The following is a 21,641-nucleotide window of genomic DNA, read 5'->3' as shown; positions in this document are numbered from 1 at the left end:
GTCTCCTCTGGCCAACCGCACGGATCATCGGGCTGGCGGATGGAGGGACAGGCTGGCCCAGCTTTGCGGCGCAAGTTGGACGCTATCGCGGCAGGGCGTCGTCAAACCCATAGCCGAACCGCACGATATCCTCGGCGCAGAGATCCGCCACCAGCGCCGCATCGGCATCGCAGTAGCTGGGCCGCCAATCGCGCGGGCGGGTGCTTTCGTTGGCGACGGTGATCGGCCCCAGCCGCAGCCCGGCATGGGCCTCGAAAGGCCGCAAATCATCGGCCAGATGTTCCAGCCGCACATAAAGGCTGGCCCGTTCCTGCCCGAACCGATCGGTCATATAGGCCCGCGCGGGCCAAAGGGCGAGCGCCGTCCGCGTCTGTGGATGGTTGAGAAAACCGCTGAAGGACAGTGCCTTGGCCAGGCCGACTGCCGGATGCGCAAATCCCTGCCCGCGCAGCCAGTGGTAATAGCTGACCATCCGATCCCACGGGTTGCGCACCAGCGTGAAGGTAAAGAAATCCGCGATTTCCTGATCCGAGGCGAGACCGGCAATATCGGACAGGGTGGCATGTTTCCACAACCGCCCATGGGCCTTTGCCCCCTGCCAGCGGGTCTTGCGCGCCCGGGCCTTTGGCGTGTCGCCGATCAGGACATCGTCCTTCATCGCCCGCGCTTCCAGCGCCAGGGCCAGCGCGGTGCCCCCGGTCTTGGGAATATGGATGAATATGAAGCGACGGCCGCGCGACAGGATCATGGGATTTCCATATCCGGGGGGGCCGTCCGCAGGGGCATTGAGCCCCCTTGGACGGCATTGCCATGGACGGCTTTGCCCGATCTGCCCTGCCCCCGGCGGTGGATGGGCGGGGAAGGTGGGCAGTGGGGCAAGATGCAAGGGGCCATGGCTGCTCCCCGGTCAGACCGGGTTGGGCAGCGGGCGCCCCTCGGCAAAGGCGATCAGATTGTCGACCGCCATCATGCCCATGGCGCTGCGCACCTCCAGCGCCGCCGTGCCCAGATGCGGCAGCAGGGTCACATTCTCCAGCGCGCGCAGGGCTTCGGGCACATGCGGTTCCTGTTCATAGACATCCAGCCCCGCCCCCGCGATACGACCCGCCTGCAAGGCTGCGATCAGCGCGCCTTCATCCACCACATCGCCCCGCGCGATATTGACGAATATGCCATGGGCAGGCATGGTGGCCAGCGCCTGCGCATCGATCAGATGCCGGGTGGCAGGACCGCCGGGCACAGCAACCACCACCACATCGGCGGCCATGGCCTGCAGCAGCGGCACGGCCCGGGCCGGAAGCCCCGGATCCATGGGGCTGCGGGTGTGATAGACCACCGACATGCCAAAGCCGAAATGGCAGCGCCGGGCGATGGCCTGACCGATGCGCCCCATGCCGATCAGGCCCAGCGTCTTGCCACTGACATGCTGGCCCAGCAATTGCGTCGGGTGCCAGCCCTGCCAGTCGCCCCGGCGCAGCAACCGTTCGCCCTCGCCCGCGCGACGGGCTGTCATAAGGATCAGGGTCAGGGCGATATCGGCTGTGGCATCCGTCACCGCACCCGGCGTATTGCTGACTGCCACCCCTGCGGCATGGGCCGCCGCCACATCGATATGGTTGTACCCCACGCCGAAATTGGCCAGCAGCCGGGCGCGCGGGCTGGGCACATCGGCAAAGACCCCGGCATCGAAGCGGTCGCCCAGCGTGGGCAGCACGAGGTCGAATTCGGTCAGCGCCGCGCGCAGTTCGGCTGGGGCCAGCGGCAGGGTATCGGGCCGCACGACCGTATCGAACTGCGCCCGTGCTGCCTGCAACACCGCATCGGGCAGGGGTCGGGTGATGAACAGCCGCATCAGAACAACCTGCCGCCGAGGGGAACTTCGTGTCCCGGGCCGATCAGCACCACTTCGCCCGCAGCATCGGGCACGCCCAGCACCAGCACTTCGGATTTCACGGGGCCGATCTGGCGCGGCGGAAAGTTCACCACTGCCAGCACCTGTCGCCCCAGCAGGGTTTCTGGGGTGTAATGCGCGGTGATCTGCGCCGAGGACCGTTTCTCGCCGATCTCCGCCCCGAAATCGACCCAAAGCCGATAGGCCGGCTTGCGCGCCTCGGGAAAGGGTTCAACGCGGGTGATGCGCCCCACCCGGATATCGACGCGGGCGAAATCGTCATAGGTGATGGTCATTTGCCCAGCTCCCGCCCGCGATCTGCCGCCGCCTGCACCGCCCGCGCCATCAAGGGCGGCAATCCGGTATCCGGCGCCATCAACACGGACAGCGCCGCCGCCGTGGTGCCCCCGGGCGAGGTGACATTGATGCGCAATTGCGCCGCCGTCTCGGCTGATTGATGGGCCAGCTCGCCCGCGCCGCAAACCGTCGCACGCGCCAGCTGCATCGCGAGCGCCTCTGGCAGGCCCTGCGCCACACCGGCCGCAGCCAGCGCCTCGATCAGGTGAAAGACATAGGCCGGGCCCGATCCCGAAACGGCGGTGACGGCATCCATCTGATCCTCACGTTCCAGCCGGACCACCTGCCCGACCGCCGAAAGCAGGGTTTCCGCCAGTGCCAGATCGGCTTCCGAAGCGCGGGCATTGCCGATGATCGCGGTAATCCCGCGCGCGACGGCGGCAGGCGTATTGGGCATCGCGCGGATAATCGGGGTGGCAGGCCCGAAAGCCGTTTCGAAACTGGCTATGGTGGTGCCCGCGGCAATCGACAGGAACACCGTTGTGCCACCGCCAAGCGCGGTGACGGCGGGCAGCGCCGCCCCCATCATCTGCGGCTTTACCGCCAGCAGCACGATGGCGGGGGAAGGAGGAAGACCCGTGTTCAGCGCAACGCCCGTACTGCGCAGCCAGTCCGACGGGTGGGGTTCGATTACCGTCACGGATTCGGGCGGCACGCCCTGCCGCAGCCAGCCTTCCAGCAGCGCCGACCCCATCTTGCCGCAGCCCAGCAGCACAAGGCCCCGTTCGCGCACCCGTTCCAGCATGTCATTCCTCCGACTGTTGGCGGCAGATTAGGCAGAGCGCCGGGCGTGTGCAATGGCGCGAACCAGCACCGGGCTTGCAGCGCGGGCTGGACCGGCCTAGCTTGCCCCCACATCCTGCAGGAGATCCGCGCCATGTTCATCCGATCCGTTCTAGATGCCATCGGCGATCGCCCTCTGGCCGCCGTTCCGCCAGGCACCACGATCCGCGATGCGGCCCATCTGCTGGACCGCTACAATATCGGCGCATTGGCGGTGATGGCGGAGGGCGCGTTGCAGGGTATTCTGTCGGAACGCGACGTGATCCGTCGCTGCATCGCACAGGATGCAGACCCGGCAACCACGCTGGTCGATGCGGTGATGACCCGCGATCCGGAAACGGTCGATGCCGCGGCCGGGCTGGCCGATGCCATCGCCCGGATGGAGGCCGGACAGTTCCGCCACCTGCCGGTGATGCGGGATGGCACCTGCATCGGTATCCTGTCGATCCGCGACATTCCGACCGAATACCGCATGATGTTTGAACGCTTCCGCGAGATGCGCGGCTGAACCGGCCCTTGCCGGGGGGCGCAGGGCGGGTTACGGCTGGGCCATGCTGTCTTATCAACATATCTACCATGCCGGGAACCTGGCCGATGTGCAAAAGCACATGTGGCTGTCCCATATCCTGTCCTATCTGACCGAGAAGGACAAACCGCTTTCCTATATCGAGACCCATGCCGGCCGGGGCCTGTATGATCTTGGCAGCGCCGAGGCCGAAAAGACCGGCGAGGCCGCACAGGGGATTGCCGCGATTGAAAAGCGCATCCGCCCCGATCATCCCTATCGCCAGCGTCTGGCTGAGACCCGTGCCCGATGGGGCGATGCGGCCTATCCCGGATCGCCGCTGATTGCCGCGCTGACGCTGCGCGACAGCGATACGCTGCATCTGTGCGAACTGCATCCGCAGGAACATCACGGGCTTTACCTGGCGACCGCGGATTTCACCGCCAACCTGTACCAGAAGGACGGTTTTCAGCAGGCCCTGTCGATCACCCCGCCGATGCCACGCCGTGGGGTACTGCTGTGCGATCCATCCTATGAGATCAAGGAAGATTACACCACGATCCCGGGCCATTTTGCTGCGATCGCGCGGAAATGGAACGTCGGCATCCTGATGCTGTGGTATCCGATCCTGACTTCGGGTGCCCATGTGCCGATGCTGGAGACGATGGAACAGAACCATCCCGAGGCGCTGCGCCACGAAGTACGCTTTCCACCGGTGCGCGACGGGCACCGCATGATCGGATCGGGCATGTTCATCATCAATCCGCCCTATGGCAGCGACCGGGCCGCCGCCGAAATCAGCAGGCTGTTCCGGGCTTGAACAGGCATGGGGGGAAGGAAAGACCGGCGATGACGACAGGGAACTGGCTGGAGTTTCACACGCTGGATGTCTTTACCAACCGCGCCTATAGCGGCAATCCGCTGGCCGTCGTGCTTGGGGCCGAAAACCTGTCGGTGGCCCAGATGCAAACCATCGCGCGCGAATTCAATCTGTCCGAGACCATCTTCGTGCAGCCCCCGGTGAACCCCGCCCATACCGCCCGGGTGCGTATCTTCTTTCCCACCGCCGAAATTCCCTTTGCCGGGCATCCCACCATCGGTTGTGCCATCCATCTGGCCAGTGCCGCGCAGCCCGAAGGGGATTTCACCGCCGATCTGGTGCTGGAGGAAGAGGCCGGTCTGGTGCCAGTGCGCGTCACCCGCACAGGCGCGCGGATCGAGGCCGAATTCACCGCCCCCGTGCTGCCACATGCCGCCCCCGGTCAGGCCCCCGGTGACCTGATTGCCCGCGCGCTTGATCTGGCACCCGCCGATATCGGTCTGCCCGGCCATGTGCCCGCGATCTGGCAGGGAGGCCCCAGCTTTTTATATGTCCCCATCGCATCGCTGAACGCGCTTGGGCGCGCCCGCCCGATCGAACCGCATTGGTCCGACCTGATGGAGTGCGCCGGGGTGGACAGCGCCTATCTCTACACCCCGGGCCTGTCCGCCCCTGAACCGGGCTGCGATTTTCAGACCCGGATGTTTTCGCCCACCGCAGGCATCCCCGAAGACCCGGCCACCGGTTCGGCCACCGCCATTCTGGCCGCGCAATTGCGTGCCGCGGGCATGCTGCGCCCGGGCAGCCAGCGGTTCCGCTTGCGTCAAGGCGTGGAAATGGGTCGCCCCTCGGACCTGACGCTGACCATTGACAGCGGCCCTGAAGGCCTGCGCGCCGTTCGCATCCGAGGCGCGGCTGTGCCGGTGTCGCAGGGGCGACTTCTTGTCCCGCAGGAGGATCACCCATGACCAAAGGCTATTGGATCGGCCATGTCGATATCAGCGACCCTGCCGCCTATGAGGCCTATCGGCAGGCCAATGCCGCCCCGCTCGCCCGGCATGGGGCGCGGTTTCTGGTGCGCGGCGGGGCGCAGACCGTGGTCGAAGGCACAATCCGCGCCCGCACGGTGGTGATCGAGTTTCCCAGCCTGCAAGCCGCGATGGATTGCTATAACGACCCCGAATATCAGGCCGCGATTGCGTTGCGCAGCCCGGTCTCCATCGCAGATGTGATGATCGTGGCCGGATATGACGCATCGTGATGTCGCGCCCTGACTTGCATCGCCCGCCGCTTGGGCACAGGCTGCGCCCATGTTCGATACGCTGATCCGCCGCCTTCTGGCCCCCGCCCCTGACCGTTTGCCCGCCCCCGAAGGGCGCTTGGCCATGGCTGCCCTGCTGGTGCGGGTGGCCCGCGCCGATGGCCGCTATGACGCGGATGAAATCGCCCATATCGACCGCGTTCTGGGCCAGACCTATGCGCTGACGCCTTTCGCCGCCGCCGCATTGCGGGCCGAGGCCGAGGGGTTGGAGCGCGAGGCCCCCGATACAGTCCGCTTTACCCGTGCGCTCAAAGATGCGGTGCCGCTGGAAGATCGGCTGGCTCTGGTCGAAGGGCTCTGGTCGGTGGCGCTGGCCGACGGGCAGCGCTCTGACGAGGAGGACCAGCTGCTGCGCCTGATCGCCCGGTTGCTGGGCCTGACTGATCCACAATCCGCGCAGGCCCGCCATCGGGCCGGGGGGGCCGCATGATCGCCGCATTGGGTATGTATGACCGGGCTGAACTGCGCAGCCAGACCGATGCCTATTGGGGCGCGATCCGCGATGGCCTGCGCACCCGCGGGATTGCCGCACCCGATACCCTGACCCGCGATGACCGGGCCTATTGGGCGGGCTGGACGGACCCCGACCTTCTGCTGTCGCAGACCTGCGGCCTGCCCTTCCGCGCGCGCCTGCATGACAAGGTAGCGCTGGTCGGCACGCCGGATTTTGCCGTGCCGGGATGCCCGCCCGGGCATTACCGCAGCATGTTGGTGGCTCGTGCCGATGACCCCCGCGATCTGACGGCATTGGCCGAGGCGCGCTTTGCCCTGAATGAAGACTTGTCGCAATCCGGCTGGGGCGCGCCTTGGGCGCATATGACCGGGCTTGGCCTGCCGATCCGCCCCGCCCTGCGCACGGGCGGCCATGTGCTGTCCGCCCGGGCCGTGGCCGAAGGCGCGGCGGATTGGGCGGCGCTGGATGCGGTGACCTGGGCGCTGATCGAAAGTCATGATCCGGCGCTGGCCGGGCGGTTGCGCGTGGTCGATGCCACGGCCCCTACCCCCGGACTGCCCTATATCACGGCACTGACCCGCGACCCCGAACCGATCCGCGCCGCCGTTGCCGAGGCCATCGCCGCCTTGCCCGCAGAGACCCGCGCCGCGCTGCGCCTGCAGGGAATCGTTGCCATTCCCGTGGCGGCCTATCTGGCGCAGCCTCTGCCCCCCGCGCCGGAGCTGCCGGATCATTGACCGCTTTGGCTTGTCAATTCGCCGGTTTGGGCGTTCAGTCTGACCGGTATGGCATATTGTTTCGGCACAATTGGCATTGCAAACTGGCAGAACATCCGCGCTAACTTGGCGTAACAGGGTGCCTTTCAGGCCAAAGAACAAGCGAGAAACCGTGACCGCCGACCGAACCACCGCCGCCCCGGCCCAGAATTCCCCCGCGGCCGATGTGCCCGTGATCGAAATCCGCGATCTGCACAAGGCTTATGGCCAGCTCGAGGTGCTGAAAGGCGTCGATCTGCGCGCGCCCAAGGGCAATGTGATCTCGCTCATCGGGTCGTCCGGCTCGGGCAAATCCACCTTGCTGCGGTGCTGCAACCTGCTGGAAGACAGCCAGCAGGGCGAAATCCTGTTCGAGGGCGAAGCGGTGCATTGGAAAGGCACCGGCCTGAACCGCCACCCCGCCGACAAGGCACAGGTGCTGCGCATCCGTACCAATCTTTCGATGGTGTTCCAGCAGTTCAACCTGTGGTCCCACCTGACCATCCTGCAAAACGTGATGGAAGCGCCGGTGACCGTGCTGAAACGCGACCCGAAAGAGGTAGAGGAAAAGGCCCGCCACTACCTTGCCAAGGTCGGCATTGCCGACAAGGCCGATGCCTGGCCCGCCATGCTGTCGGGCGGCCAGCAGCAGCGCGCGGCCATTGCCCGCGCGCTGTGCATGGAACCGCGCGCTTTGCTGTTTGATGAACCGACCTCGGCGCTCGACCCGGAACTGGAACAGGAAGTCGTGAAGGTGATCAAGGCCTTGGCCGAAGAGGGCCGCACCATGATCATCGTGACCCATGACATGAAGATGGCCAATGACGTGTCGGATCATGTCATCTTCCTGCACCAGGGCCGGATTGAGGAACAGGGCGCCCCTGCCGATCTGTTCGGCAACCCGCAGACCGAACGGCTGAGGGGTTTTCTTTCCGCGACAATGGCGTGACAATCGCCAGCGCGAAACAGGCGCGAACGGCGCCAAAGCAACCACCAACGGGAGTAACACCATGAAAAAACTGCTTCTTGCCACCGCGCTCGTGGCCCTGTCGGGCGGCATTGCCGCCGCACAACAGACCGTGCGTCTGGGCACCGAAGGCGCCTACCCGCCCTTCAATTTCATCGACGATTCGGGCAATGTGGCGGGCTTTGAACGCGAAGTCGGTGACGAACTGTGCAAGCGTGCCGGGCTGACCTGCGAATGGGTCACCAATGACTGGGACAGCATCATTCCGAACCTGCAGTCGGGCAACTATGACGTGATCATCGCCGGCATGTCGATCACCGACGAGCGTGAGCAGGTCATCGACTTCTCGGAAAACTACTTCCCGCCGGCCGCCTCGGCCTATGTCGCCGCAGCCGCGGATGCTGATACCAAGGGCGGCGTCGTTTCGGCCCAGGTAGGCACCATTCAGGCGGGCTATGTCGCTGAATCCGGCGCGACCCTGCTGGAATTCGCTACCCCTGATGAAACCATCGCCGCCGTGAACAATGGCGAAGCGGCTGCCGTCTTTGCCGACAAGGACTTCCTCAAGCCCTATGTCGATCAATCGGAAGGCAAGCTGATGTTCGTGGGCGAGGATGTCCAGCTGGGTGGGGGCGTCGGTCTGGGCTTCCGCGACAGCGATGACGAGCTGCGCGGCAAGTTTGACGAAGCGATCAAGTCGATGAAGGCCGATGGCACGCTGAACGCCGCCATCGAAAAGCACTTCGGGCCGGAAACCAACAAGTTCTGATCCATTTCGATTCCGTCCCCGTCCGCCCCCGGCGGACGGGGTCTCCCTGACCGGCTTTCCTGCCCCGGCCTCTCCAGCCCCGGACCCCCGCCATGTTCAGCACCTGCGCCGACCCCAAGACGCTTGAGGGCCTTTCCTGGCTTTTCTGCTATCTTACCTCTGGCAAGCACATTGATTTCTATTGGTCTTTCCTGACGGTGCTGGTGCTTCTGGCCGTCACCGCCCCCACGGCGCTGGCCTTCGGCTTTGGCGGTGCCATGGCGGCGCGCAGCCCGTTTCTGCCGCTGCGGCTGTTCGGCAAGACCTATACCGCCATGGTGCGCGGCGTGCCCGATATCGTGTTCTTCCTGTTCTTTGTGATCGCGCTGGATCAGGGGATCGAATGGATGAAACACCAGATCGTCTGCCCCGACTGGAAGGAACCGATCCGGCAAGGGCTGGAGTTTCGTGTTTGTCCAGAGGCCAAGGTGCCATTGGGCAACAGTGCCCAGATCTGGCACCAGCTTTATGGCTTTGCGCTGGCAGTCTTTACCTTTGCCATCGTCTTTGGCGCCTTTGCGGCCAATGTGCTGTATGGTGCGATGAATGCCGTGCCCAAGGCGCAGCTTGAAACCGCAGAAAGCTATGGCATGTCGCATGGCCAGGTTTTTCGCCGCATCCTAGTGCCGCAGATGTGGACCTATGCGCTGCCGGGGCTGTCGAACCTGTGGATGATCCTGATCAAGGCGACGCCGCTGCTGTTCCTGCTGGGGGTCAAGGACATCGTCTATTGGGCGCGCGAATTGGGCAGTGCCAAGACGCAGGCCTATGCCTATCCCCATCCCGACTGGCGGCTGTGGTATTTCCTGTTCCTGATGGTGGTCTATCTGCTGATGACGCGCGGGTCTGAAATCATTCTGGGCAAGCTGTCACAACGGCTCAGCCACGGGCAGGCCACCGCGGCCGGCGAAGCGATGCGGAGGGCCGCGCAATGACCTGCTGGGATACCATCGGCGCCTATGCCTTCCGCAGTCTGGGCTATGGCGAAAAGCTGTTGCCGCGCAGTGATTTCACCCTGTGCCAGCAATTCACCCTGATCGGATCGGGGCTGATCTGGAACATCTATTTCGGTGCAGTCGCACTGATGCTGGGCTTCTTCTTTGCCAATGCCCTGGCCATGGCCAAGGCCAGCGCCAACCCGTGGCTGCGCAAACCGGCAGACTGGTTCATCTTTGTGTTCCGCGGTTCGCCGCTGTTCATCCAGTTCTTCCTGGCATATTCCGCGCTGGTGATGGTGCCGCGTGGCGGCATTGACATCTTTGGCCTGCACATCGCGACGAACTGGCTGACGGCAGCCTGGGCAGGGGCGCTGTTCGTGTTGTTCCTCAATACCTCTGCTTATGCGGCGGAAATCTTCTATGGCGCGCTGCAATCCATCCCCAAGGGCGATCTTGAGGCAGCCGAGGCCTATGGCATTTCAGGCTGGTCCAAGTTCCGCCGCATCCAGTGGCCCACCATGCTGCGTCTGGCCTGGCCCGCCTATACCAACGAGGCGATCTTCCTGTTTCACGCCACCACGCTGGTGTTCTTCTCGGGCTTCCCGGCGTTCCAGCAAAGGGGCGATGCGCTCTATTACGCGAACTATTTCGCCGACAAGACCTTCAACCCCTTCGTGCCCTATCCGATCGTCGGCTTCTACTTCATCCTGCTGACTTTTGCGCTGATCGGGCTGTTTGGCATGATGAACCGCAGACTGAACCGGCACCTGCCGTCCAACACACGCAGCAAAATTCGCTTGCGTCCGCAGTTGATCCGGTAGTAGCCTATATTTGATCAAATTCTTCGGGCCGTCGCCCGAACCGTGCCACTTGACGGGGGCATGGCGTCCCCTGCCCCTCCGGGCGGCCCAACCCCGTAAGGGGCGCGGATGGCAAGGATCAAAAAAGGGAGAACGGGCCGGGGCCCATGGAAACGCGCCCCCGCTCTTTGATGACGACATGACAATGAAGGATTGGCTTCGCAAGCATCCGCAGGTTCGCACCATTCGTGTGGCGGCAGCGGATTTGAACGGTCAGGCACGGGGCAAACGGGTTCCCGCGCGATTTGCCGAAAACGTGGTGAAAAGCGGCACGCGCTTCCCGTTTTCGGTGCTCAATCTCGATATCTGGGGCGAAGATATCGATGACAGCCCGCTGGTATTCGAACAGGGCGATCAGGATGGCGTGCTGAAACCCACCGAACGCGGTTTCATGCCGATGCCATGGCTGGAGGCCCCGACGGCGCTGCTGCCGATCTGGATGTTCCGCGAAAATGGCCAGCCCTATGAGGGCGATCCGCGCCACGCGCTGAATGCCGTGGTGCAGCGCTACAAGGCGCGGGGGCTGACCCCGGTTTGCGCAGTCGAACTGGAATTCTTCCTGATCGACGATTCGGGCAAGACCATGCAGGTGCCCGCCTCGCCCCGTTCGGGCAAGCGCCGCAAGGCGGCAGAAACGCTGTCGATCCGCGCGCTGGATGCCTTCGACACCTTCTTCACCGATCTGTATGACGCCTGCGAGGCGATGGACATTCCGGCCGATACCACCACATCGGAAACCGGTCTGGGCCAGTTCGAAGTGAACCTGATGCATTGCGACGATCCGCTTCGGGCCGCCGATGATGCCTGGTTGTTCAAGATGCTGGTCAAGGGCCTGGCCCGTCGTCATGGTTTTGCCGCCAGCTTCATGGCGAAACCCTACCCGGAATATTCCGGCTCGGGCCTGCATACCCATTTCAGCGTGATTGATGAAAAGGGCGACAATATCTTTGACAGCGGCGGCCCCAAGGGCACGGCGATGCTGCGCCATGCCGTGGCAGGTTGCCTGAATGCGATGCATGACAGCACGCTGATCTTTGCACCGCACCAGAACAGCTATGAACGGCTGGTGCCCGGCAAACATGCGCCGACCTCTATCGGCTGGGGCTATGAAAACCGCACAACCGCCATCCGTATTCCGGCGGGCAATCCGGCGGCGCGGCGGATCGAACATCGCGTCGCGGGCGGCGACGTGAACCCCTATCTGATGCTGGCGGCCATTCTGGGCGCGGCGTTGTCCGGGATCGAAGACCAGCAGGAACCGCCCGCGCCGATTACCGGCAATGCCTATTCGCTGGATCTGCCGCAGATCCCCGACAGTTGGGAAGCCGCCATCGACGCCTTTGAACACAGCGACACGCTTTATCGCTTCCTGCCCAAGGAACTGATCCGCAACATGGTTCAGACCAAGCGGCAGGAGTTGCACTATATCGCAGAGCTGACCCCGGAAGAGCGGGTCGAACTGTACCTCGATACGGTGTGATCCTGTGATGACCGGGCGGCAAGCCTGCCCGGTTCTCTCCCTGCCCCCTTGCCCAGTGCGGGGGGGCGTTGTTACATCTTGAACAGAGTGAAGACGGAACGCCCCATGCGCATCGGCATCCTGCAGACCGGATTGGCCCCCGAGGCTCTCGCCCCGCAATCGGGCGATTACCCCGACATGTTCGCCCGGCTGCTGGCAGGACAGGGCTTTACCTTCCGCACCTATCGGGTGGTGGAGATGGAGTTTCCAGCCGATGTGCATGACTGTGACGGCTGGCTGATCACCGGATCGCGCCATGGCGTTTATGAAGATCACCCCTTCATCCCGCCACTGGAAGATTTCATTCGCAAGGCCCATGACAGCGCCGTGCCCATGGTCGGCATCTGCTTTGGCCATCAGATCGTGGCCCAGGCGCTTGGCGGCAAGGTCGAACGCTTCGCGGGTGGCTGGGCCGTCGGTCCCACCGAATACGATTTTGGCGGGCAGACCCTGCGGCTGAACGCCTGGCATCGCGATCAGGTGGTGCAGGCGCCCGAAGGCGCCACCGTCCTTGCCTGCAACGATTTCTGCCAGAACGCGGCGCTGGCCTACGGCGACCGCATCTTCACCGTACAGGCCCATCCCGAATTCAAATCGGAATTCGTGGACGGTCTGATGAAGACCCGGGGCAAGGGCCTTGTTCCGGACGAGGTCATGGCCGAGGCGGGCGCGCGTCTCGATCAGGCCATTGATGACCAGACGATTGCGCGCCGCATCGCAGAATTTTTCAAAGCCCCCCGGCTGCAGACCGCCTGACCAGGTGGTCGCGGCCTTCGGGCCAGAACCAAGAGTGTGCCCCATGTCCGACTGGACCAGCAAGCTGCCCGAGGCAGCCCGCGCCTTCATTGCCGACCGCCGCATCGACGAAGTGGAATGCGTGATCGGCGACATTGCCGGCGTGGCGCGCGGCAAGGCCATGCCCGCCGCGAAATTCGCCAAGCAAACCAGCTATTTCCTGCCCAACTCGATCTTCCTGCAGACCATCACCGGGGATTGGGCAGACAACCCGTTTGATGCCTTCACCGAACCGGACATGATCCTGGAACCCGATTGGTCCACCGCCACTGCCGCGCCCTGGACTGCGGATGTGACGCTGCAGGTGATCCACGATGCGAAGGACCAGCAGGGCAATCTGGTGACCTTCAGCCCGCGCAATGTGTTGAAGCGTATTCTCGCGCTCTATGCCGCACAGGGCTGGCAGCCGGTGGTCGCGCCGGAAATGGAATTCTTCCTGACTGCACGCAATCTGGACCCCAATCAGCCGGTGATCCCGCCGATGGGACGTTCGGGCCGCCGCGCGGCAGGCAAACAGGCCTACAGCCTGTCGGCGGTCGATGAATATGGCAAGGTGATCGACGACATCTACGATTTCGCCGAAGCGCAGGGCCTTGAAATCGACGGCATCCTGCAGGAAGGCGGCGCGGGCCAGATCGAACTGAACCTTGCCCATGGCGATCCGGTCCGGCTGGCGGATGACGTGTTCTTCTTCAAACGCCTGATCCGCGAAGCCGCGCTGCGGCACGATTGCTTTGCCACCTTCATGGCGAAACCCATTGCGGGCGAACCGGGCAGCGCCATGCATATCCATACGTCGGTGGTGGATACAAAGACCGGCAAGAACATCTTTGCCGGACCAGACGGCGCAGAAACCGAGGCATTCCAGCATTTCATCGGCGGGCTGCAGAAACATCTGGGCGCAGGTGTCGCGCTGTTTGCCCCCTATGTGAACAGCTATCGCCGCTATGTCCCGGATTTCGCCGCCCCCATCAATCTGGAATGGGGCCGCGACAACCGCACCACGGGCCTGCGCGTGCCGATCTCCAGCCCTGCGGCGCGACGGATTGAAAACCGCTTGCCCGGCATGGATTGCAACCCCTATCTGGGCATCGCCGCCACACTGGCCTGCGGCTATCTGGGGCTGATGAACAAGGTCGCCCCGCGCCCCGAATTCAAGGGCAATGCCTATATCGACAGCGACGAAATCCCGACCACGCTGGGTGATGCGCTTGATCTTCTGGAGGAGGACGCCGCCCTGACCGAGGTGATGGGGGCCGATTTCTGCAAGGTCTATGACAGCGTGAAACGGAATGAATACAAAGAGTTCCTGCAGGTCATCAGCCCATGGGAACGCGAGCATCTTCTGCTGAACGTGTGACGCGATGAACCTGCTTTATGCCAATGACAGGCCGGGAGAATACCCGGCCTCCTATTACGCTGCGACGGCGGCGCCGCTGGCGCGGTTTGCCCCCCTGCGCGGCGAAACCACGGCCGATATCTGCATCATCGGCGCAGGCTATACCGGACTTTCGGCGGCGCTGCATCTGGCACAGGCAGGCCGGCGCGTGGTGGTGGTGGAAGCCCATCGCGTGGGCTTTGGCGCGTCAGGCCGCAATGGCGGTCAGGTCGGCAGCGGGATGCGGCTGGATCAGGACGATATGGAACGCATCGCCGGCCGCGATGCTGCGCGCCAATACTGGGCTTTTGGTGAAGAGGCAAAGGCACTGGTGCGCGATCTGATCCGCGAACACGCCATGCCCTGCACCTTCCATCCCGGCGTGGCCCATGCCTGCTGGCAGGAGCGCGAGGTCCGCGCGACCCATGCCTATGCCGAAAAGCTGGCCCGTGATTACGGCTATACCCAGTTGGAACCGCTGGATCGGGCCGGGATCCGCGATCTGATCGGATCGGATGCCTACAAGGGCGGCGAGATTGACTGGGGCGCGGGCCATGTTCACCCGCTGAACTATGCCATCGGTCTGGCACAGGCGGCCACAGCGGCGGGTGCGGTGATCCACGAATGCAGCCCCGTGCATCACATTCAACATGGCGCGAAAGCCGTGGTGCAAACCGACAAGGGCCGCGTCGTGGCCGATCAGGTGATCCTGGCCTGCAATGGTTATATTGGCGGGCTGGAACCCAAGGTGGCGGCCAAGGTCATGCCGATCAACAATTTCATTCTGGCCACCGCCCCGCTGGAGGATCCGGCGGCGATCCTGTCAAAGCCGGTGGCCGTGGCCGATACCAAATTCGTGGTGAATTACTGGCGATTGTCGGAAGACAACCGGCTGCTGTTCGGCGGCGGGGAAAGCTATGGCTGGAAATTCCCCGATCTGGTGAAAACGGTGATGAAGCCGATGCTGGAGGTCTATCCCCAGCTGCGGGGGATCAAGGTCGATTACGCCTGGGGTGGCACGCTGGCCATCACCATGAACCGCCTGCCCTGCTTTACCCGCCCAAATCCGAATGTCTGGTCGGCCTCGGGCTATTCCGGTCACGGGGTCGCCCTGGCCACGCTGGCGGGCAAGATGATGGCCGAGGCCGTGGCAGGCCAGACCGGGCGCTTTGATGTGATGGCTGCGCTGCCGCAGCCGCGCTTTCCCGGGGGGGTGGCCCTGCGTTGGCCGCTTCTGGTTGCAGCGATGACCTGGTTCTCGCTGCGCGACCGACTGGGCATATAACCGCCACCTGCCGTGGCGGAAGCACCGCCACGGCCCTTTGTCATGAACTTGTCGCTGGAAAATCCGGCGCCTCCGGCTTACAGCTTTCCTGAATGACAGTTTCAGGAAAGCTGTAAATGGCCGCTGACGGACAGATTGCCCCGCCCAATGTTTACGATGCCGAACCGATCCCCGAAGCCGCGCGGGCCGAGATCGACCGGCTGCTCGCCTCGGGCGATCTGTTCCGCTACACCGCGCCCGAAGGGGCACCGGTGGCGCTGCTGGAGACCGAATTTGCCGCCCTTCTGGGCAGCCGTTATGCGCTGGCGGTTTCCTCCTGCTCGGCCGCGCTGTTCCTGTCGCTGAAAGCGCTGGACCTGCCCCGTGGCGCCCGGGTGCTGACCCCGGCCTTTACCTTTGCCGCCGTGCCTTCGGCCATCGTTCATGCCGATTGCACCCCGGTTCTGGTTGAGGTTGGCGCGAATTACCGGGTGGATATGGCCGATTTCGCCGCCAAACTGCCGGGCGCGGGCGCAGTGCTGATCAGCCATATGCGCGGCCATACCTCAGATATGGATGCGATCATGGCGCTGTGCGATGCCGCGAGCGTGCCGGTGGTGGAAGATGCGGCCCACAGCCTTGGCACCGTCTGGAACGGGCGCAATATCGGCACCATCGGCAAGATCGGCTGTTTCAGCTTCCAGTCCTACAAGATGATTAACGCGGGTGAGGGCGGGATTCTGGTCACCGACGATCCCGAACTGGCGGCGCGCTGCGTCATCATGTCGGGTGCTTATGAACATAACTGGAAAAAGCACCACGGGCTGCAGAACAGCTATATGTTGTGGCAGAACAAATTGCCGCTCTACAACATGCGGATGCAGAACCTTTCGGCTGCCGTGATCCGCCCGCAATTGCCGGAACTGGCCCGCCGCGTGGCGCAGGGCCGGTTCAACCACGATCACGTCGCCGCCCGGCTGAATGCCTGCCCTTGGCTGCAGGTGCCCGATGCCCTGCCCGGCGAAGACCGTGCACCCGACAGCATCCAGTTCAACCTTTTGGGCTTTGATACCGACGCTCAGGCCCGCGCCTTTCAGGCCGAAGCGAAGCTGCGCGGTATTTCGGTGCAGGTTTTCGGCCTGTCGGAAGACAACGCGCGTGCCTTCTGGAACTGGCAGTTTCTGGGCGACCAGCCCGATCTGCCGCAGACCCGCGCCATGTTGATGCGCGCCTGCGACGTGCGCCTGCCCACCCGCCTGACCGAGGCAGAGCTTGATTTCATTGCCGATGGTCTTGTCGCCGCGGCCATGGCCGTCCGGGGCTGAAATGGCCCCGTTTCCTGGGCCTGGTCAGAACGCGTTCATCACCACGAAGATCACGGATTTGACCAGCCCATAGGCAATGCTGCCGACCCAGCCGAAGGCGGCCACGGTGCTGGCGAGGCCCAGCACCACCCAGAACCCGTCGCGCTCCAGCAGGGCCAGTGCGATCACGCAGATCGCGACCGAAGGCATCAGATTTCCCAGCGGAATGGGCAGCGACAGCAGCACCGCCAACGCCAGACACACACCGCCCAGAACCCGTTCCATCATCGGGCTGACCAGCGGCCACCAGCGCTGGCGCAGCATGCGCTCGGCCCGGTTCAACACCGGCATCGCCCGCGACACGATCATGGCAAAGGTCTCGCGCGTCATCGAGCGATCGGCGATGAAACGCGGCAACCAGGGTTGCCGACCCAGCATCAGCTGAAACGACAGATAGATCAGCGGCAGGCCCAATACGGCCGCAAGCCCGGGTGGCGTCGGCAAGATATTGGGGAAGGCAAAGATGAACAGCAGCGCCGCAATCGCACGCCCCTCCATCGCGTGCAACAGATCGGCCACGCTGACACGCTCGCCCGGATGATCGGCGGCAAACTGTTCCAGCAGTTCGGAAAATCGGCGCCGGGCCAGGGCCGGGGCGGCCATCGGTTCCGCGTCTTGGGCTGTCATGGCGCGCATCCGCGTATAGGGTCTGACAACAGCTAGGCATAGACTGAGGCCGCCGCAAGCCCCGTCACAAAACCTTCAGATCGCCGGCAAGCCAGGGCCAGCGCCCCAACGTTGGTGCAACCACCTCGGCCTGCAAAAGTCCGCGCAGCCGTGTGGCCAGTTGCGCGGGCATTTCCTGCAACATGCCCGCCCGGGCCGACACAGTGATCACGCGGTCAAACCTGCCAAAAGGCAGGGGGGCCACCGTCACCCCGGCACGAAACTGTGCCGCATGATGCAGCGCAAGCGGCGTCAGGATCGACCAGCCTTGCCCGCCCGCCACCATGGCCAGAATGGCGGAATAGCTGTCCAACTCGAACCGGCTGGCCAATGTCAGGTTCTGCCCTGCCAGATGCGCCGAGATTTGCCGCCCCATGTGATGCCGCGCCGAATAGCGGATCAATGGCAGATTGCGCAGACTATCCGGATCGGTTGCCACGCCTGACGGGGCTACGGCCAGAAACGGCTCAGACAAGAGCGGATGGATCTCAAGCCCCGCTTCGGGTGGTTGGGCCGCGCCCAGATCGGCGGCCACCACCATATCCAGCGCGCGCGCCTCCAGCCCGTCGCGCAGCCGATGGCTCGGCCCGGTTTCCAGCAAAAAGCGGCAGGTGCGCAAATCTTCGGCCAGCCCCTGCAACAGCCGGGGGGTGACATCGGCATCCAGATCCTCGATCACCCCCAGCCGCAGCGTGGTCAGCCCCGACAGATCGGCCATGGCCAGCGCCGCCTGCGCCTCTTGCGCCGCGTTCAGGATGGTCTGGGCATGGCGACGGAACAGCGCCCCTGCAGGTGTCACCTGCATGGGCCGCGCTGCCCGATCCAGCAGCACTGCGCCCAATGCGGTTTCAAGTCCGGCCAGCTGCTGGCTTACGGCAGAAGGACTGGCCCCCAGCCGCCGCGCTGCGGCAGAAATGGCCCCCTCTTCCGCTGTGGCCAGAAAGACCTCGATCCCCCACAAGGTGACACGGCCAGAACCGCTTTCCGGCACGATCCACCCGCCCGATCAGAGCTTGGACAGTTTGGATTGCAGATCGGCCAGTTGCTTGCGGATCTGGGCCAGTTCATCACTGCTGGCCGGGGTCATCTCGCCCTCATCCTCACGCGCGGGGCCAGACGACCCGGACCAGCCCGGCAAGCCGCCCATCATGGTTTTCATGAAGGCTTCCTGCTGTTTGCGCATGGCGTCAAACCCCGGCATGGCGGCCATCGGGTTGGGAAAGCCCATATTTTCCATCAGCTTGGATTGGCCATCGCGCAGCATTTCGAAGCTGGCAGCCAGAAACTGCGGCACCACGCTCTGCACTTCGGTGGTATAGCTGCGCACCAGATCGGTCAGCACATTGATCGGCAGGACGTTTTCGCCCTTGCTTTCATGTTCGGCCACGATCTGCAGCAGATATTGGCGGGTCAGGTCATCTCCGCTTTTCAGATCGACGATCTGCACTTCGCGCCCGGCGCGAATGAAGCCTGCGATATCTTCCAGCGTCACATAATCGCTGGTTTCCGTGTTGTAGAGCCGACGGCTGGCATATCGTTTGATCAGCAGCGGTTTGTCGGTATTGGCCATGGAACCGGCCCCTCCCCCGTTTCTTTGCGCTTGCAGAGAAGCTTAGGGCAGCGGCGCAGAAAAAGGAAAGCAAAAAGAACGAGGCAGCAGCCCGAATGGAAAGGGGCGGGCCAATGGCCCGCCCCGGCGCATCCATCCGACAGGGAGGAAGGAAGGGGATGCGCGCGAAGGATTACTTCGCAGCCGCAGCGGCTTTCTTCACGGCAGCGGTGGCTTCCGTCGTGGCTTTCTTGACAGCGGCCTGAGCTTCTTCCGAAGCGTCCTTGCCAGCAGCCAGCATCAGCTCGACGGTTTCCATCTGCACTTTCTTGGCGATTTCTGCGAAAGCGGCCAGGTTCTCGGCAGCCATTTCGGCAGCAGCCGAAGCGAAGTCGGTCGCAGCTTTGGTGTATTCCGAAGCGTCAGCCTTGGCTTTCGACGCGTCGCCGATCTTGGCAAGGGTGTCCTTGGCCCACTTGGAGCTGATCTCGGTCGATTTCTCGGCAGCTTCCAGAGCAACCTTGGCGAACTTCTCGCCCATGGCAGCCTGGGTCTTGAATGCGTTCTGGAAAGCAGAGGCGTCAACCGGGAAGGCCGCCATCATGTCCTGAACAACTTTGGTGAAGTCCGGGGTCTTGGTCATTTCAATGCTCCATGCATCGGGCTGTGAACGTCGATTGGCCCGTTTCCTGAAGACAGATATAAAATGCTGCACCGCAGAAATCAAGTGAAATTTCTGCAACGCAGCGAAACCATAGGTTGCGGATCGTGCTGCGTCGCAGAATCTCGGAAAATCAAATGCTTGGCACGGCGCCCACATAGGTGCCCGGCGCGGGAGCCAGCACAGGGTTCGTCGAATCGCCCGGAACCCGGGCCGGAACCATCTTGCCAGACCGCCCGGCCAACCATTCGCCCCAGCGTGGCCACCAGCTTGCCTTGGTGAAAGTGGCCCCCGCCATCCAGTCTTCCGGCGTCGTCATCGGGGCATCATTGGTGTAATGCCCGTACTTGCCCTTGGACGGCGGGTTGACGATCCCGGCAATGTGGCCGCTTTCCGAAACGATGAAGGTCTTGTCCTTGGACCCCATCTTCTTCACGCCGTTGAAGCTGCCTTTCCAGGCGGCGATATGGTCGGTTTCGCAGGCGATGGCGCAAAGCGGCACCTTGACATCCGACAGGGTCACCATCTCGCCCAGCACCGGAAAGCCCTTGGTGGCGAATTCGTCGCGCTGACACAGGCCGCGCAGGTATTCCACCGTCATCCGGGCCGGCAGGTTGGTGCCATCGCCGTTCCAGAACAGCAGGTCAAAGGCTGGCGGGGCCTCGCCCATCATGTAGCTCTTGATCGCCGGCTGATAGATCAGGTCATTCGACCGCAAATAGCTGAAAGTCCGGCTCATGAAGAACTTGCTCAGCACGCCATCCTGACTGACCTGGCGTTCGATCCCTTCGATGAAATCGTCGTTCAGGAAAACACCCACTTCGCCCGGATCGCTGAAATCGGTCAGCGTGGTGAAGAAAGTGGCCGATTTCACCGATTTGTCGCCGGCTTTCTGCGCATGGGCCAGTGTCAGGCTCAGCGTGGTGCCCGCGATGCAATAGCCGACCGCATTCACCTGCTTTTCGCCGGTGATCTGCTTCACCTCGGCAATCGCGGCCTGATAGCCGTCGCGGATATAGTCATCCAGCCCGACATCGCGATAGCTCGGGTCGGGGTTCACCCAACTGACCACGAAAAGCGTAAAGCCCTGATCGACGATCCATTTGATCAGGCTGTTCACCGGTTTCAGATCGAGGATGTAGAATTTGTTGATCCATGGCGGGAAAATGATCAGCGGCGTCTGATGCACCTTTTCCGTGGTGGGTGCATATTGGATCAGCTCCAGCATCCGATTGCGGAATACAACCGATCCCGGTGTGGTGGCGATGTTCTGCCCCACATGGAACGCCTCGCGGTCGGCCAATGTCACCAACAGGTCGCCCCGGTTTGCTTCGATGTCACGCACCAGATTTTCCAGCCCCTGAACAAGGCTTTCACCATCAGTTGCCACCGCCTTCTCCAGCGCATCCGGGTTGGTGCCCAGAAAATTGGTCGGCGCCATCAGATCGGCGATCTGGCGGGTAAAGAACTCCACCCTGCGACGTTCGGCCTCGTCCAGCATGGTCAGGCCAGAGGTGGCATTGGTGATCGTCTCGGCGTTGATGAGGTATTGCTGCTTGAGGAAATTGAAGAACGGATGGGTATCCCAGAGCGGATTTGCGAATCGCCGATCCTTCGGTCCGGTATCGGCCGGGGGCTTGAACTGGCCCTGCGCCAGGCTCTGTTGCGCCTCGACATAGTGCTTCAGCGTCTTGCCCCAGTGCCCCACCTGCTGTTCGATGATTTTCGAAGGGTTCTGCATCATTTCCGCCACATAGGCAGCAGCGGCCTTCACAAACAGCTCCTGCGAGGGGCCATCCAGCGCCTGATCATGCATTTTTCGCGCTGTTAACGCTGATGTCAGGCGTTTTGACAACTCTTCGACCTTGGCCAGATTGGCATTCAGCCGCTCCAACCGGGCGCTCTCATCTTTGGTCGCAGTTGTCATGTTAATCTTTCCCCCCTACAGTCCAATTTCGCAAACGCAGCATTCCGCCTCCTCCTCCG

Annotated in this window: 24 protein-coding genes; 15 read left to right on the top strand and 9 right to left on the bottom strand. The window is 63.3% G+C overall.

Going from position 1 to position 21,641, the window contains the following annotated elements; all coding sequences use genetic code 11:
- Positions 1–82 precede the first annotated feature (82 nt).
- The 4 genes from V6590_RS12955 to proC all read right to left on the bottom strand — a co-directional run bounded on the left by V6590_RS12955 (position 83) and on the right by proC (position 2,993).
- Positions 83–748, bottom strand: a complete 666-nt coding sequence (locus V6590_RS12955; protein WP_335423741.1) for a sulfotransferase family 2 domain-containing protein — start codon at positions 746–748, stop codon at positions 83–85.
- Positions 749–907: 159 nt separating this feature from the next.
- Positions 908–1,852 (bottom strand): 2-hydroxyacid dehydrogenase, encoded by a 945-nt coding sequence (locus tag V6590_RS12950; protein ID WP_335423739.1) that lies wholly within the window; start codon positions 1,850–1,852, stop codon positions 908–910.
- Positions 1,852–2,187, bottom strand: a complete 336-nt coding sequence (locus tag V6590_RS12945; RefSeq protein WP_335423737.1) for a tRNA-binding protein — start codon at positions 2,185–2,187, stop codon at positions 1,852–1,854. Before V6590_RS12945 ends, V6590_RS12950 begins: the two co-directional genes overlap by 1 nt.
- Entirely contained in the window at positions 2,184–2,993 is an 810-nt protein-coding gene (gene proC / locus V6590_RS12940; RefSeq protein ID WP_335423734.1) for a pyrroline-5-carboxylate reductase, read from the bottom strand. The genes V6590_RS12945 and proC overlap by 4 nt, the downstream gene beginning before the upstream one ends.
- A gap of 132 nt (positions 2,994–3,125) precedes the next feature.
- Here proC and V6590_RS12935 point away from each other — a divergent pair, with 132 nt between their 5' ends.
- The 15 genes from V6590_RS12935 to V6590_RS12865 all read left to right on the top strand — a co-directional run bounded on the left by V6590_RS12935 (position 3,126) and on the right by V6590_RS12865 (position 16,740).
- On the top strand, positions 3,126–3,539 hold the full coding sequence (locus tag V6590_RS12935; protein ID WP_335423733.1) for a CBS domain-containing protein: 414 nt from the start codon (positions 3,126–3,128) through the stop codon (positions 3,537–3,539).
- A 43-nt stretch (positions 3,540–3,582) separates the two neighbouring features.
- On the top strand, positions 3,583–4,356 hold the full coding sequence (gene rlmJ, locus V6590_RS12930) for a 23S rRNA (adenine(2030)-N(6))-methyltransferase RlmJ (protein ID WP_335423731.1): 774 nt from the start codon (positions 3,583–3,585) through the stop codon (positions 4,354–4,356).
- 29 nt (positions 4,357–4,385) lie between these two features.
- A complete protein-coding gene (locus V6590_RS12925) occupies positions 4,386–5,324 on the top strand; it encodes a PhzF family phenazine biosynthesis protein (RefSeq protein ID WP_335423729.1) in 939 nt (312 codons plus the stop codon).
- Positions 5,321–5,617 (top strand): DUF1330 domain-containing protein, encoded by a 297-nt coding sequence (locus tag V6590_RS12920; RefSeq protein WP_335423727.1) that lies wholly within the window; start codon positions 5,321–5,323, stop codon positions 5,615–5,617. The genes V6590_RS12925 and V6590_RS12920 overlap by 4 nt, the downstream gene beginning before the upstream one ends.
- Before the next feature lie 49 nt (positions 5,618–5,666).
- Positions 5,667–6,107 (top strand): tellurite resistance TerB family protein, encoded by a 441-nt coding sequence (locus tag V6590_RS12915; protein ID WP_335423725.1) that lies wholly within the window; start codon positions 5,667–5,669, stop codon positions 6,105–6,107.
- A complete protein-coding gene (locus tag V6590_RS12910) occupies positions 6,104–6,868 on the top strand; it encodes a phosphate/phosphite/phosphonate ABC transporter substrate-binding protein (RefSeq protein ID WP_335423723.1) in 765 nt (254 codons plus the stop codon). The genes V6590_RS12915 and V6590_RS12910 overlap by 4 nt, the downstream gene beginning before the upstream one ends.
- A gap of 151 nt (positions 6,869–7,019) precedes the next feature.
- Complete coding sequence (locus V6590_RS12905) at positions 7,020–7,835, top strand: ABC transporter ATP-binding protein (RefSeq protein WP_335423722.1); 816 nt, start codon at positions 7,020–7,022, stop codon at positions 7,833–7,835.
- 61 nt (positions 7,836–7,896) lie between these two features.
- Positions 7,897–8,622: a transporter substrate-binding domain-containing protein gene (locus tag V6590_RS12900; protein WP_335423720.1), complete on the top strand. Its 726-nt coding sequence runs from the start codon at positions 7,897–7,899 to the stop codon at positions 8,620–8,622.
- A gap of 92 nt (positions 8,623–8,714) precedes the next feature.
- Positions 8,715–9,596 carry an ABC transporter permease gene (locus tag V6590_RS12895; protein WP_335423717.1) on the top strand — a complete coding sequence of 294 codons (882 nt, stop codon included), beginning with the start codon at positions 8,715–8,717 and terminating at the stop codon, positions 9,594–9,596.
- Positions 9,593–10,420, top strand: a complete 828-nt coding sequence (locus V6590_RS12890) for an ABC transporter permease (protein WP_335423715.1) — start codon at positions 9,593–9,595, stop codon at positions 10,418–10,420. Before V6590_RS12895 ends, V6590_RS12890 begins: the two co-directional genes overlap by 4 nt.
- Positions 10,421–10,604: 184 nt before the next feature.
- On the top strand, positions 10,605–11,939 hold the full coding sequence (locus V6590_RS12885) for a glutamine synthetase family protein (protein ID WP_335423713.1): 1,335 nt from the start codon (positions 10,605–10,607) through the stop codon (positions 11,937–11,939).
- Positions 11,940–12,044: 105 nt separating this feature from the next.
- Positions 12,045–12,734, top strand: coding sequence for a type 1 glutamine amidotransferase (locus V6590_RS12880; protein ID WP_335423712.1), 690 nt, complete (start codon positions 12,045–12,047; stop codon positions 12,732–12,734).
- A gap of 43 nt (positions 12,735–12,777) precedes the next feature.
- Positions 12,778–14,133: a glutamine synthetase family protein gene (locus V6590_RS12875; protein WP_335423710.1), complete on the top strand. Its 1,356-nt coding sequence runs from the start codon at positions 12,778–12,780 to the stop codon at positions 14,131–14,133.
- Positions 14,134–14,137: 4 nt separating this feature from the next.
- Positions 14,138–15,436: an NAD(P)/FAD-dependent oxidoreductase gene (locus tag V6590_RS12870; RefSeq protein ID WP_335423708.1), complete on the top strand. Its 1,299-nt coding sequence runs from the start codon at positions 14,138–14,140 to the stop codon at positions 15,434–15,436.
- Between the two features lie 116 nt (positions 15,437–15,552).
- Entirely contained in the window at positions 15,553–16,740 is a 1,188-nt protein-coding gene (locus V6590_RS12865; RefSeq protein WP_335423707.1) for a DegT/DnrJ/EryC1/StrS family aminotransferase, read from the top strand.
- Between the two features lie 24 nt (positions 16,741–16,764).
- Here V6590_RS12865 and V6590_RS12860 read toward each other — a convergent pair whose 3' ends face one another.
- The 5 genes from V6590_RS12860 to phaC form a co-directional block, all read right to left on the bottom strand.
- Entirely contained in the window at positions 16,765–17,406 is a 642-nt protein-coding gene (locus tag V6590_RS12860) for an exopolysaccharide biosynthesis protein (protein ID WP_335423704.1), read from the bottom strand.
- A 64-nt stretch (positions 17,407–17,470) separates the two neighbouring features.
- A complete protein-coding gene (locus tag V6590_RS12855) occupies positions 17,471–18,436 on the bottom strand; it encodes a LysR family transcriptional regulator (RefSeq protein ID WP_335423702.1) in 966 nt (321 codons plus the stop codon).
- A 15-nt stretch (positions 18,437–18,451) separates the two neighbouring features.
- Positions 18,452–19,015, bottom strand: a complete 564-nt coding sequence (gene phaR / locus V6590_RS12850; RefSeq protein WP_335423701.1) for a polyhydroxyalkanoate synthesis repressor PhaR — start codon at positions 19,013–19,015, stop codon at positions 18,452–18,454.
- Positions 19,016–19,187: 172 nt separating this feature from the next.
- Complete coding sequence (locus tag V6590_RS12845) at positions 19,188–19,637, bottom strand: Phasin (RefSeq protein WP_335423698.1); 450 nt, start codon at positions 19,635–19,637, stop codon at positions 19,188–19,190.
- A gap of 151 nt (positions 19,638–19,788) precedes the next feature.
- On the bottom strand, positions 19,789–21,582 hold the full coding sequence (gene phaC, locus V6590_RS12840; protein ID WP_335423696.1) for a class I poly(R)-hydroxyalkanoic acid synthase: 1,794 nt from the start codon (positions 21,580–21,582) through the stop codon (positions 19,789–19,791).
- Positions 21,583–21,641: the final 59 nt, after the last annotated feature.

The sequence above is a fragment of the Gemmobacter denitrificans genome, assembly GCF_036964905.1.
GTDB classification, from domain to species: Bacteria; Pseudomonadota; Alphaproteobacteria; order Rhodobacterales; family Rhodobacteraceae; genus Gemmobacter; species Gemmobacter denitrificans.
The sequence above is the reverse complement of the archived record's forward strand: the minus strand, read 5'-3'. Positions and strand labels throughout refer to the sequence as shown.